Genomic DNA, 13164 nt, shown 5'->3' with positions numbered 1-13164 from the left:
TATTTTAGCGCTACTCCCTTCTTATATGGAACGACAGGATTCTTCCCTTATCTACATGGTAGACCATCTCGTGAAAAAAAGCAATCATCCTGATAGTGGCTTTTACCTTGATACCCTTTCAGCGCTGGCCGAAAAAATCAATCTTTTGGAAGCGCAACAACAAAAGACCCTGCTTATTGGTGTTTCCTACGCTTTGTTGGATCTTTTGGAAGCTCATTCCTTCTCGCTGGAGCACACACTAGTCATGGAGACCGGCGGAATGAAAGGACGTCGTAAAGAAATGGTTAAAGAGGCGTTACACCATGAGCTAAAAAAGGGGTTTGGTGTTTCAGAAATACACAGTGAATATGGGATGACCGAACTGCTTTCTCAGGCATATTCCAAAGGTCATGGTCTATTTCATTGTCCTCCTTGGATGCAAATTGTGACTCGCGATCCGGAAGATGCCTTAACACTGGTCTATGGCAAGACGGGCGGCATCAACGTGATCGATCTCGCCAACCTGTATTCCGTTTCGTTCATTGCCACACAAGATCTGGGAAGAATACACCCCGACGGATCTTTTGAAGTATTGGGGCGGTTTGATAATAGCGACATTCGCGGTTGTAATTTAATGGTGCTGTAATGAAAAAGCCGACGCACAAATCGCCTCAAGGATGTGTCTGGACATTATTAGTCATGGTCATTGGCGGGATTGTTTTTAGTGTGCTGCAAATAGGAACCAATCTCCCTACATTTTTAAACGTTGCTATTGGACTGTTCCTAGGTTTGGTAATCACATATACTTTTTTGGGTAAACCGAAATTGAAGAGTGTGTTTCAAAGCTTTCTGTTGGTATTGTTTGTATTTCTGGCTTTAAAAACGCTTTTCGGGTTGCTCATTGATCTATGGGAGACCCATAGCAAAGATATGGTATTCACTTCGGAAGAAAAAGTGCTGCAAACTACCATAATTGATGATAACGACACGATTCCCGTATTTTCAAGTACCCGCAGATGGACCGATAATTATGGTAATTTGTTTGAAGGAGATCTCACGGTACGCGTCAACGATTACTACGCTTTAAAAGATTATATCGCTACGTATCGTACCGGTACGCGCGGCAATTTTTGGGGTAATCTCTACGATCATATAGAACGCAAGGACCTTCCCAGCCTCGATCTGGTAATCCGGAATTTTGAACGTATTCGTGCCGAAAGAAACCTAAACCAAATGGAATTCGCTGAAATGGTCGTTAGCTGTATTCAGGATATTCCTTATGCCTTTGTTTTTTCCGAAGCATGCCTTCCGGCCGACAGGTATGAATCTTCGATCAAAGAGATCCTGCAACAATGTCCGGAATGCTGCATTGGAAATATTGCCTACGGTATTCAAAATCCGGTCTCCTTCATTCAAAATTTAAAAGGGGATTGTGACACGCGAACGGTGTTGATCTATTCCATTTTAAAATATTTTCAATACGACGTTGCCATCGCTAACAGCGACTTCTATAAACATTCGATCCTCGCCATCAATATACCGGCCAGTGGTTTATTTAAGGTTCACAATGGAAAGAAGTATATTTTATGGGAAACCACCGCTGCCTATTTTCAAGCCGGCTATTTGTCCCCGAATTTCGCCGACGTGACGCATTGGAACATTGTACTAACCAGCAAATAACACGCTATGAACACACAACTTTTTACCCTGGCACTTTTAGAAATCCTCTTGTCGATCATCATCACGGTAATGATCGTCTTTATTTCATACAAATTGCTAAAACGTCTCTTCTTTACACAGGAGGAATTGGCAGGCAGTAATCTTTCATTTACCGTATTCACCTCGGGAATTGTGCTGTCCATTGGTATCATTTTAAGTGAGATCCTTCCATCTATTACCAATGTGATACGGCTATCGTTAAATCATGTAGAAACGATTGACACCCTTACGGTCGTAAAATATTCGGGAATTTATCTTTTTATTGGTTTTGTCATGGCGGTTTTTATCAATTTGACCGTTTTCTTCCTTTTTTCAATACTTACAAAAGGGGTAAACGAATTTAAAGAGATACAAAAGAACAACCTTTCTGTAGCCATCATGGTCGTTGCCATCTTGATAAGTATAACACTCATCGTTAAGGATAGTATTGCGTTGCTTATTAGTGCTTTGATCCCTTATCCCGAGGTCACGAATTTTTTGTAAATCCGGTGTAAGGTTTTTATCGTATATAAGACCAAGTAACTGTTATGATAGCAAGTAAAGCTTGTTCATAATTTTGGTTGGTTAGTTAATGTTGAAAATCCTTATTTCTTCTGAAATCGGGATTTTCTTCTTTTATACCACTTTTATTATGAAATAGTTTTTTTTACCTCGCTGAAGCAATACGAATTGATTATTTATTAAGTCTTCAGAATTGATCGTATACCCTTCGGAAACCTTTTCCTTATTCACCGATATAGACTGCTCTTTTAAAGCACGCCTCGCTTCACCATTGGATTTTAAAAATCCGGTCTGCTCGGCTAGTGCACTTATAATATCAAGTCCTTCTGCGATAACTGAAGCTTCGACTTCCCCCTGCGGCACCCCTTCAAAAACATCTAAAAAGGTAGCCTTGTCCAATTGTTTCAGTTGGGTAGAAGTAGCGCGCCCAAACAGAATTTCCGATGCCTGGATTGCTTTTTCCAATGCTTCGACACCGTGGACGGTCGTAGTTACTTCTTCTGCCAAACGTCGTTGCAGTAATCGCAGGTGCGGCGCTTCGCCATGTTCCATTATAAGGGCACCTATGGTAGACTTATCTAAGAACGTGAAGATCTTAATATATTTCTCGGCATCTGCATCACTGGTGTTCAACCAATATTGATAGAACTTATAAGGAGAGGTACGCTTGGCGTCCAACCACACATTCCCGCCTTCGCTCTTTCCAAATTTACTACCGTCACTTTTTGTGATCAACGGGCAGGTCAATGCAAATCCCTTACCTCCGGCAATACGCCTAATTAGTTCAGTTCCGGTCGTGATATTTCCCCATTGATCGCTACCTCCCATTTGCAGGGTACAGGTATGTTCCCTGAACAAATGCAGGAAGTCGTACCCTTGTACTAACTGGTATGTGAACTCTGTGAATGACATCCCTTCAGTAGCATCCCCGGAAATTCGATTCTTGACTGAATCTTTGGCCATCATATAGTTGATGGTGATGTGTTTTCCCACATCCCGAATAAAACCAAGAAAGGAGAAGTCCTTCATCCAATCGTAATTATTGACCATGACAGCTTGGTTAGGAGCACCCGACGAAAAGTCCAGAAATCGTGAAAGCTGCGCACGAACACATTCTTGATTGTGACGTAGCGTAGCCTCATCCAATAAATTCCGTTCGCTTGACTTCCCCGAGGGATCCCCAATCATTCCGGTTGCGCCACCCACTAAAGCAACGGGCTTGTGTCCACATCGCTGGTAGAAGGCCAATAGCATGATGGGCACCAAATTACCAATATGAAGGGAGTCCGCAGTGGGATCGAACCCTACATAGGCTGCTCGCATTTGTTCCATGAGATGCGCTTCGGTATCGGGCATCACATCGTGGATCATGCCACGCCATTGTAGTTCTTCAACGAAATTCTTTAATTGCATTTTTTAGACTTTTGGCAAAGATAGTTGGAAGCTTTAAAAGAGGAAAGCGTATTGTAAAAAAGAGTATTTTCGTAAGATGATATTAGTAACCGGAGGTACAGGCTTGGTAGGTTCACACCTGTTGTTGGCATTAGTGCAACAGCAGAAAACTGTTCGAGCTATCCATAGGGCTACCAGTGATCTCAACGAGGTGCGTAAGGTATTCCGGTACTTCTCTCCCGAAGCCGATACACTTTTTGATAGGATTGAATGGGTGGAAGCCAATATATTGGACATTCCGGCACTTACAGATGCTTTTCAAGGAATTACCAAAGTCTATCATGCTGCAGCCTACATTAGTTTTAATACGAAGCAGTATCGCAAAATTAAGAAAGCTAATGTAGAGGGAACCGCCAACATTGTTAACCTGTGCCTTGCGCATGACATCTCAAAATTATGCTATGTGAGCTCAGTGGCTACGCTAGGATCAAAGGAAGGAGGTCTTATTGATGAAACCACCCATTGGAACCCGGAAGCAAAAAATAGCGTATATGCCATCACAAAATACGGAGCCGAAATGGAGGTATGGCGCGGCACCCAAGAAGGGCTCCCTGCCGTGATCGTGCATCCCGGGATTATTTTAGGGGAAGGTCATTGGTCCTCCGGAAGCAGCGTCCTTGTTAAGCGTGCTTCCAAAGGGATGAAGTACACTCCTTCGGGCGGCATAGGCGTGGTAGATGTCAAGGACGTTGTGAATGCCATGATCACACTTATGGAAGGATCGACGTATAATGATAATTTTATACTGGTGGGTGAAAATGTGAGGTATAAAACATTGTTAACAGATTTGGCAGTGCGCTTTGGAAACACTCCGCCACAGAAAAAATTACCCAAGTGGATCATGCTGTTAGTATCAAACCTGGATGGTCTATCGGCCGTGCTCTTCGGCACAAAGAAAAAACTTCCCAAAGCTACAGTACGTTCTATGTATACCGAATCATATTATGATGCTTCAAAAATTAAAATGGTTACAAACTTTAAGTTCACATCATACGCAGAAACGCTAGATCGCATCACCACCCATTATTCTTCCGTAGCTAACGAGTCTGATGCCACCGGCTGAACAAGCTTTTGCTCCTGTTTCACACTATCGATCTTTTGCTGGAAGCCCTGTTCTTTTTGAAATGCTTTTTGTACACTATCCTTTTGTTCTTTAATGGCATGCAATTTGGTTTCCACCTTTGTAAAAAGCTCGATATAACCATTAAGATTAGAGGTATAATAAGCGTTGCTCTTCACAAACTGAAGGCTGTCTATGGCATACTTTTTATAGAGGACAGAATCCAGTTTAATACCGCTCTCATTGATGGTTTGTACACTAATACTGCGTGCGGCGTTCATAAGATACGCATCCACAAAAATGTCCACCATTTTTTCTTCAGAAATAAGATCGTCGGGGCGTTCGGGGCGTTTTACGTCTTGGCAGGCCATACAAAACAATAGAGAAAGCAGTGCAAAGTACCTCATCATCCTCTATTAAAGGTTAAGCGTTCGCCCAGACTTCTATTGGGGTATTTCCCGTTCTCATAGGCAATGACACCATTAATAAGGGTGTGAGTAACACGCGATTTGAATGTAGTACCTTCAAAAGGAGACCAGCCGCATTTATATGCCAGATTGTCTTTATTTACGGTCCACGGAGCATTGGGATCCACAAGTACCAAATCTGCCTTAAACCCTCTTTTAATATATCCTCTATCTTTTATTTGAAAGAGGATCGCCGGGTTATGCGCAGTCTTTTGAACAATTTTCTCGACGGAAATCCTTCCTTTGTGATGCATTTCAAAAAGTGCTTCCAGAGCATGTTGGACCAAAGGTCCACCGGAAGGAGCCTTGGTGTAGACTGCAGCCTTTTCTTCCAAGGTATGAGGCGCATGGTCTGTAGCGATCACATCGATACGGTCATCATTAAGGGCTTTCCACAACCCATCGCGATCCTTTTCGGTCTTGACAGCAGGATTCCATTTTATCTTGGTACCTTTCGTTTTATAATCGGCATCGGTAAACCAGAGATGATGTATGCATACTTCGGCTGTGATTTTCTTCTCCGCCAAAGGTTTCTTGTTGGAGAACAGATGGGTTTCCTTTTCGGTGGAGAGGTGAAAAACGTGAAGTCGGGCACCCGTCTTTTTAGCTAAAGCTACAGCTTTGGAAGAAGACAGATAGCAAGCTTCTTCACTTCGAATTTTTGGGTGCATCTCAATTGGAATGTCATCGCCGTACTTCTTTATATAAGTTGCCAAATTCTTTTGAATTGTTGCTTCATCTTCGCAATGAACCGAAATAAGAAGTTTGGTTTTTTTAAAGATCTCTTCGAGTACCTTTGGATTGTCAACCAACATGTTTCCTGTCGAAGAACCAAGAAATAATTTTAGTCCAGCAACCTTTGTTTCGTCAACTTTTAAGATCTCATCAAGATTGTCGTTGGTACCGCCAAACATAAAAGAATAGTTGGCCCAAGAGCTCCGAGATGCGATATCGAACTTATCTTCCAGAAGCTCAATAGTAGTAGCCTGCGGTACTGTATTGGGCATTTCTATAAAGGATGTGATCCCGCCAGCCACTGCCGCTTTCGATTCGGTTTCTATAGTAGCTTTGTGTGTTAGTCCGGGTTCGCGAAAATGCACTTGATCATCGATCATTCCGGGAATGAGATAAAGACCGTCTGCATCGATCACCTTTGTATCTCCCGATTTCACGCTGATGCTGTTTGACACTTCCACGATAATATCCTTTTCTACTAGGACATCGCCACGAAAGATAACGCCTTCGTTGACAATATTTGCATTCTTAATTAAAATTGGTTTCATTGAAAATCGTACCTCTTAAACAAGCTTTTAAACTTCATTGTTATCACTCCAAAAATTGCTTCGGAAATAATCCCGCCACTCATTTTTGATTCTCCTTTGGTTCTATCTGTAAACACTACGGGAATCTCCACGATCTCAAATTTCCGAAGATGCGCTTTAAATTTCATTTCGATCTGAAATGCGTAGCCTACAAACTGTATATTGTCCAAATTTATTTTCTGCAGGACTTCATTTTTGTAACATACAAAACCTGCTGTTGTATCGTAAATGTCCATACCTGTAATGATACGCACATATTTGGAGGCCAACCACGAGAGCAGCACCCTGCTCATGGGCCAATTGACCACATTTACCCCTTTTACATAGCGGGACCCAATGGACATGTGATACCCTTCTTTTGCACACGCATTGTACAGGCGTATAAGATCATTCGGGTTGTGTGAAAAATCGGCGTCCATTTCGAATACATATTCATACGATCGCTCCAATGCCCATTTAAATCCTGCAATATATGCTGTACCCAAACCCATTTTTCCCGAACGCTCTAGTATGTGAAGCTTATTAGGGAACTCATGCATCATGGACCTTACTTGTGCCGCAGTCCCATCGGGAGAGTTGTCGTCAACGACTAGTATATCGAAAGCACGCTGTAAGGAGAAAATATTGCGAATAAGCCGTTCAATATTTTCGATCTCATTATATGTGGGTATTACCACCACAGCTTTGGACATACTCCCTTTTTTTGAGCAAATGTACCCTTTTTTGTGCAAAATTATGTGAAGGAAAATCTAATTGCACCGATTCGGCGAAATTAAATTTACAGTACCTTTACTTGAAAATTGGGCATGGATTATATTGAACGAAATTTCGTTTCGCAGGACTGGATCATCCTATTGATGGTGATCTGTTTGGTTCTGTATGCCTTGGCGAAATACCTTTACCCCAAACGTTTTGAAGAATTTGTGATGTTGCCTATCACCAATAAATACTTTATGGTACAGGGCAGAAATGACGAGATCAACCACCCTTTTAACTTACTCTTGCTTGTTACCCAAGTGGTTTCAGTATCTCTGTTTATATTTTTGCTTATTCAAATTAACAACCCTAAAGTCTTACATGAGAACCCTTGGCTGTTTGTTCAAATTTGCACCGGTTATGTTGTTTTTGTAAGTATTAAATTTGCACTTGAGAAGATCATAGGAAATATATTCTCCATCGATGCTCTTATAAACAGTTATTTATATCAAAAATTGAGCTACAGGAATCTAATTGCCATACTTTTTTTTATGGCAAATCTCATCTTCTATTTTGTCTATCAGCCCTCGTCAACAGTGTTACTCATCTTTGTATTGGTCGTGTTGGCCCTAAACAGTATTGCGCTGTTTTACAGCTACAAAACAAACGGAAACGCGATAATGCGTAATTTCTTTTATTTTATTTTGTATCTTTGCGCACTTGAAATTTCACCGTATATCATCCTCTATAAAACGTTGGTATGATCGGAAAAACCAAAAATCCAGTTGTCTATGAAAGTGAAAACTATTTTAGTTTCTCAGCCCGAGCCTAAGGTTGAAAACTCTCCCTATTTCGATTTGATTGAAAAACAGAAAGTTAAAATAGATTTCAGGCCTTTTATACATGTTGAAGGAGTTTCAGGTAAAGATGTTCGCTCACAGAAAGTCGATCTCACAAAATACTCTGCCGTAGTACTTACCAGCAGAAATGCCGTGGATCATTTTTTCAGAATCTCCGAAGAATTGCGGTTCAAGGTGCCCGATACGATGAAATACTTTTGCCAGAGTGAAGCTGTTGCATTCTATCTACAAAAATATGTGGTCTACCGAAAGCGTAAGATTTATGTTGGGAAGCGCACTTTTACCGAGCTTTCTCCACTTATAAAAAAATATAAGAACGAGAAGTTCTTACTCCCTTCTTCTGATAAATTAAAGCCGGAGGTGCCAATGGTTCTTAACGATCTGGGGGTCGACTGGAAGCAAGCGACTTTCTATAAGACTGTAGTCAGTGACCTTTCCGATCTTCGGGATGTGTATTATGATATCTTGGTGTTCTTCAGCCCCAGCGGTATTGAATCATTGCTACATAACTTCCCGGATTTCAAACAAAATGACACCCGTATAGCAGTCTTTGGAAACACGACCGTGAAGGCCGCTACAGATAGTGGTTTACGCGTAGACATTCAAGCTCCGACACCGGAAACGCCTTCCATGACCATGGCATTAGAGAAATATATTAAAGAGGTAAACAAGAAATAAGCTATAGCTTGTTTAAACAACAATAAAATCTATCAATATAAATTCTTAGTAAAAAAAAGGCTTCGGATCGATATCCAAAGCCTTTTTTTATTCAAACTAACGAAAGCCTCACTAATTAATAGGCGCTCCCGAGAGTATTTCCTCATTCGCAAATTCTTCGAACTTTTTGAAATTCTCTTTAAACGAAGAAGCCAGTTCCTGTGCTTGGATGTCGTAAGCCTTTTTATTCTTCCAAGTGTCTTTGGGATTTAGCACTTCACTTGGAACATTCGGGCACGATTGCGGTACTTGAAGCCCAAAAATAGGATGTTGTTCGTAGGCCACATCGTTTAAATCACCATTGAGAGCTGCCGTAATCATCGCACGGGTGAATTTAAGTTTCATTCTACTTCCCACACCGTAAGGACCTCCGGTCCAACCGGTATTGATCAACCAGACATTCACGCCGGCATTCTTCATTTTCTTGCTCAGCATCTCCCCATATTCGGTGGGGTGCAACGGCATGAAAGGAGCTCCGAAGCAGGCCGAAAAGTTAGGTGTAGGCTCATTGATCCCTTCCTCGGTCCCAGCCACCTTGGCCGTATACCCGCTAATAAAGTGGTACGCTGCCTGACCCGGAGTAAGTTTAGAAATAGGAGGCAACACACCAAAAGCATCGGCTGTTAGAAAAAAGATATTCTTAGGGTTTTCGCCAATAGATGGTTCTTGTATATTATCGATGTGATAAATAGGATAACTCACACGCGTATTCTGTGTGATGGAGGTATTGGCAAAATTCACTTCCCCTTTTTCGTTGAGGATCACATTTTCAAGAATGGCACCCGGCTTGATCGCATGATAGATATCCGGTTCGTTCTCTTCGGAAAGATTGATCACTTTGGCATAGCATCCTCCTTCGAAATTAAAGATTGTATTCTCTGCTGTCCAACCGTGTTCATCGTCACCGATGAGTTTCCGATTTGGATCTGCAGAAAGCGTTGTCTTTCCTGTTCCAGACAAGCCAAAGAAAATAGCCGTCTCACCATCGTCACCTACATTTGCAGAGCAGTGCATTGGCATGGTATTCTTGTAAACCGGGAGAATAAAATTAAGCGCCGAGAATATTCCTTTTTTGATCTCCCCTGTATATCCGGTTCCACCTATCAAGGCGATCTTTTTAGTAAAATTGAGGATGGCAAAATTGTGTTGTCTTGTTCCATCAATCTCTGGATCAGCTTTAAATCCGGGCGCATTCACGATAAGCCACTCTGGATCGAAGTTATCCAATTCAGCGTCAGTAGGTCGTAAGAACATGTTGTGAGCAAACATATTCGACCATGGATATTCTGTAATCACACGAATGTTCAAGCGATACGCATCATCGGCACAGGCATAACTGTCACGCACGTAAATCTCTTTTTCAGAAAGGTAATCGACTACTTTATCGTATAAAGCGTCGAACATATTCGTAGGAAACGGAATGTTGATATTCCCCCACCATACCTTATCTCTAGTGACGTCGTCTTTAACGATAAAACGATCTTTGGGTGAGCGTCCTGTAAACTCTCCTGTATTAACAGCAAGAGCACCGCTGCTGGCTTCTACTCCCTGCCCTTTTTGAATGGTTTCGTTATGGAGTTCTTGTGAAGATAATTGATACTTAACTTTTGCATTTTTGATCCCGTATTGGTCTACGGAAATCATTTTCGTAGTTTGGTTTTTACCGACCATAACTTATTTTAATTGTTGTGGTACAAAAATAATAAAACTACCACAGATTCATCCTTTAAAAAAACATAATTATCCCGACTTAATTGTTAATAAACCATAGGCCCACCGAATCCATCCGGAAATTAACAGCAGCCCTCCCAGCGGTGTCACCGGTCCTAAAAACGAAACAGAAAAAGGAAGCACCGCTTGCAACGCCAAGAGATATATGGAACCTGAGAACAATACAATTCCGAAAACAAAAAAACGAAATACCCATTTTCGGGTGGCAGCCGGTACTTGGGTAGCAAAACCGAGTATCAATAAAGCGATCGCGTGATACATTTGGTAGCGCACACCAGTTTCAAAAGTTGCTATCGCATCTGACCCCACAAAATTTTTGAGTCCGTGGGCACCAAAGGCACCAACAGCGATTGTCATGGCACCCAACAGGGTAGCTGTTACCACAATTTTTTTATCGAAATCCCGCATAATTTACGCTTACAATTAGTACTTTCGCTTCGTAACATATCTACTACAAAGCTAACGAAAAACTACGGATGAGAAACATTTTGATCATTGGGGCCGGGCGTTCGGCAACAAGTTTAATTCAATATTTACTAGACCGATCTGAAGCCGAAGAACTCTTTATCACCATTGGTGATATCTCGATACAGAACGCTCAAAAGTTCACAGATGGTCACCCCAATGCCCGAGGCATTTTACTTGATGTTTTTAATGAATCTCAGCGCAGACGTGCCGTAGAGAACAGCGACCTTGTCATCTCTATGTTACCTGCACGTTATCACATTGAAGTAGCAAAAGATTGTATCGAATTTGGAAAACATCTTGTGACGGCCTCTTATGTGAGTGACCAGATGCAGTCCTTAGATACACGGGCAAAGGCAAAGGGCTTGGTGTTCATGAATGAGATAGGATTAGACCCCGGAATCGACCACATGAGTGCCATGCAGGTGATCGATCGTATTCGCGCCAAAGGAGGAAAAATGCTATTGTTCGAATCCTTCACAGGCGGATTGATAGCTCCCGAAAGCGATGACAACCTTTGGCATTACAAATTCACCTGGAACCCGCGAAATGTCGTACTCGCAGGACAGGGTGGCGCTGCTGAATTTATTCAAGAGGGCACTTATAAATATATCCCCTATCACCGTTTGTTTCGAAGAACAGAATTTTTAGATGTTGAGGGCCATGGTCGTTTCGAAGCTTATGCTAACAGAAATTCTTTGAAATACCGTAAGGTATACGGATTGGAAGATGTGCTAACATTGTACAGAGGGACCATTCGTCATGTAGGATTCAGCAAGGCCTGGAACATGTTTGTTCAGTTAGGGATGACAGACGACGATTATACGATCCCTAATTCTGAAGCACTTTCCTACCGTAATTTTGTAAATCTGTTCTTGCCTTATTCCCCAACCGATTCGGTGGAATTGAAATTACGTCATAATCTTAAGATCGACCAAGACGATCTCATGTGGGGGAAACTGGAAGAATTGGATATTTTCAATTCCGAAAAGAAGATAGGTATTAAAGATGCTACCCCGGCGCAGGCACTTCAAAGAATACTAGAAGATAAATGGACCTTGAAGGAAGCCGACAAAGATATGATCGTAATGTACCATAAGTTTGGGTACGAATTGAAGGGTTCCAAATACCAGATTGACAGTAATATGGTAATTAAGGGGGATGACCAAAATTATACGGCAATGGCTAAGACCGTTGGTCTGCCTGTCGCCATAGCGGCATTAAAGATATTGAACGAAGAGATCACAACACCCGGAGTACAACTACCCATCGCTAAAGAAGTCTACGAACCCATACTGAAGGAGTTGGAAGATTTTGGCATTCGTTTTACTGAAAGTGATGTCCCTTATCTAGGGTATAACCCGAATAATGTTGCCGGCTAGGAAGCAACCGGTTCGAGCATTCGCCACAGGCGAAAACACCACGCGCGAAGGATGTCCTTCGCGCGTGGTACGTTTTTCACGTTTTGAAAAACACTCGAACCTTTCCTTCTTATCGTCTTCCCAGAAAAATACTAATAAAGTACAACAAGGTAGCCAGGGAGCCGAGAGCAGAAACCACGTAAGTGCGGGCCGCCCATTTTAAAGCATCTTTCGCCCCAGCATGCTCTTGTGGCGTCACCATATTGGCGCTTTCCAACCACGCCAGCGCACGCTTGCTAGCGTCAAATTCGACCGGAAGGGTGATGAACGCAAATACCGTGGTCAAGGCAAATAACAGAATACCAACTAAAAAGATCGTGTTCCCAATTAGCGAACCTGTCACCGATAGTACTAAACCGGCCATGATGACAAAATTCGATAGTTTGCTTGAGATACTCACCGCAGGTACGATCGCCGATCGCATTTTCAACCAACTATAGGCCGTAGCATGTTGTACAGCATGCCCGCATTCGTGCGCTGCTACTGCTGCTGCTGCTGCATTTCGCTGCATGTATACCGGCTCACTAAGATTTACTGTTTTCTTCGCCGGATTATAATGGTCTGTAAGTTCACCTGCAACCGAGATCACTTGTACGTCGAGGATGCCATTGTCACGTAACATCTTCTCGGCAATCTCCTTTCCGCTCATGCCGTTTTGCAAATGGATTTGAGAGTATTTTTTAAATTTACTTTTCAATTTATTGCTCACATACATGCTCACCAAAAAGATGATCCCGGCTAATATATAATATCCAATCATTGTTTTTTTTTGTT

The 13164-nt window shown here is 42.1% G+C and carries 13 protein-coding genes and 1 pseudogene; 7 read left to right on the top strand and 7 right to left on the bottom strand.

Features of this window, described 5'->3' with window-relative positions; genetic code table 11:
* The 3 genes and pseudogenes from AACZ11_RS08090 to AACZ11_RS08080 all read left to right on the top strand — a co-directional run.
* Nucleotides 1–625, top strand: a pseudogene (locus tag AACZ11_RS08090) (acyl transferase); the annotation flags it as partial.
* Nucleotides 625–1659, top strand: a complete 1035-nt coding sequence (locus tag AACZ11_RS08085; protein WP_290625248.1) for a hypothetical protein — start codon at nucleotides 625–627, stop codon at nucleotides 1657–1659. The pseudogene AACZ11_RS08090 and the gene AACZ11_RS08085, both read left to right, overlap by 1 nt.
* A 6-nt stretch (nucleotides 1660–1665) precedes the next feature.
* Nucleotides 1666–2181, top strand: a complete 516-nt coding sequence (locus AACZ11_RS08080) for a DUF350 domain-containing protein (protein ID WP_290625246.1) — start codon at nucleotides 1666–1668, stop codon at nucleotides 2179–2181.
* A gap of 132 nt (nucleotides 2182–2313) precedes the next feature.
* On the opposite strand, the gene tyrS is transcribed toward AACZ11_RS08080, so the two are convergent.
* Nucleotides 2314–3612, bottom strand: coding sequence for a tyrosine--tRNA ligase (gene tyrS, locus AACZ11_RS08075; RefSeq protein ID WP_290625244.1), 1299 nt, complete (start codon nucleotides 3610–3612; stop codon nucleotides 2314–2316).
* 76 nt (nucleotides 3613–3688) lie between these two features.
* Between tyrS and AACZ11_RS08070 the strand changes: the two genes are divergently transcribed.
* On the top strand, nucleotides 3689–4714 hold the full coding sequence (locus AACZ11_RS08070; RefSeq protein WP_290625241.1) for an NAD-dependent epimerase/dehydratase family protein: 1026 nt from the start codon (nucleotides 3689–3691) through the stop codon (nucleotides 4712–4714).
* Here AACZ11_RS08070 and AACZ11_RS08065 read toward each other — a convergent pair.
* From AACZ11_RS08065 to AACZ11_RS08055, 3 genes are read right to left on the bottom strand one after another with little or no spacing between them, the layout of a single operon-like run.
* On the bottom strand, nucleotides 4675–5082 hold the full coding sequence (locus AACZ11_RS08065) for a DUF4296 domain-containing protein (protein WP_290625240.1): 408 nt from the start codon (nucleotides 5080–5082) through the stop codon (nucleotides 4675–4677). The genes AACZ11_RS08070 and AACZ11_RS08065 overlap by 40 nt on opposite strands.
* Nucleotides 5083–5117: 35 nt before the next feature.
* Nucleotides 5118–6461, bottom strand: a complete 1344-nt coding sequence (locus AACZ11_RS08060) for a dihydroorotase (RefSeq protein ID WP_290625238.1) — start codon at nucleotides 6459–6461, stop codon at nucleotides 5118–5120.
* Nucleotides 6458–7192, bottom strand: a complete 735-nt coding sequence (locus tag AACZ11_RS08055) for a polyprenol monophosphomannose synthase (RefSeq protein WP_290625236.1) — start codon at nucleotides 7190–7192, stop codon at nucleotides 6458–6460. Before AACZ11_RS08055 ends, AACZ11_RS08060 begins: the two co-directional genes overlap by 4 nt.
* Before the next feature lie 114 nt (nucleotides 7193–7306).
* Here AACZ11_RS08055 and AACZ11_RS08050 point away from each other — a divergent pair, with 114 nt between their 5' ends.
* Together AACZ11_RS08050 and AACZ11_RS08045 are read left to right on the top strand one after the other, a co-directional pair.
* Nucleotides 7307–7960, top strand: a complete 654-nt coding sequence (locus AACZ11_RS08050) for a DUF4271 domain-containing protein (protein WP_290625234.1) — start codon at nucleotides 7307–7309, stop codon at nucleotides 7958–7960.
* Between the two features lie 27 nt (nucleotides 7961–7987).
* Entirely contained in the window at nucleotides 7988–8734 is a 747-nt protein-coding gene (locus tag AACZ11_RS08045; protein ID WP_290625232.1) for a uroporphyrinogen-III synthase, read from the top strand.
* Nucleotides 8735–8845: 111 nt separating this feature from the next.
* Here the strand turns inward: AACZ11_RS08045 and pckA are convergent, their stop codons facing one another.
* The gene (gene pckA / locus AACZ11_RS08040; RefSeq protein ID WP_290625230.1) at nucleotides 8846–10444 is read right to left on the bottom strand and encodes a phosphoenolpyruvate carboxykinase (ATP); all 1599 of its coding nucleotides are present in this window, start codon (nucleotides 10442–10444) and stop codon (nucleotides 8846–8848) included.
* Nucleotides 10445–10513: 69 nt separating this feature from the next.
* A complete protein-coding gene (locus AACZ11_RS08035) occupies nucleotides 10514–10888 on the bottom strand; it encodes a DUF423 domain-containing protein (protein WP_339832090.1) in 375 nt (124 codons plus the stop codon).
* 92 nt (nucleotides 10889–10980) lie between these two features.
* Here AACZ11_RS08035 and AACZ11_RS08030 point away from each other — a divergent pair, with 92 nt between their 5' ends.
* The gene (locus AACZ11_RS08030; RefSeq protein WP_290625226.1) at nucleotides 10981–12351 is read left to right on the top strand and encodes a saccharopine dehydrogenase C-terminal domain-containing protein; all 1371 of its coding nucleotides are present in this window, start codon (nucleotides 10981–10983) and stop codon (nucleotides 12349–12351) included.
* 109 nt (nucleotides 12352–12460) lie between these two features.
* Here the strand turns inward: AACZ11_RS08030 and AACZ11_RS08025 are convergent, their stop codons facing one another.
* A complete protein-coding gene (locus tag AACZ11_RS08025; RefSeq protein WP_290625224.1) occupies nucleotides 12461–13150 on the bottom strand; it encodes a zinc metallopeptidase in 690 nt (229 codons plus the stop codon).
* Nucleotides 13151–13164 lie beyond the last annotated feature (14 nt).

It is taken from the genome of uncultured Altibacter sp. (assembly GCF_963972995.1).
Lineage (GTDB): Bacteria > Bacteroidota > Bacteroidia > Flavobacteriales > Flavobacteriaceae > Altibacter.
The sequence above is the reverse complement of the archived record's forward strand: the minus strand, read 5'-3'. Positions and strand labels throughout refer to the sequence as shown.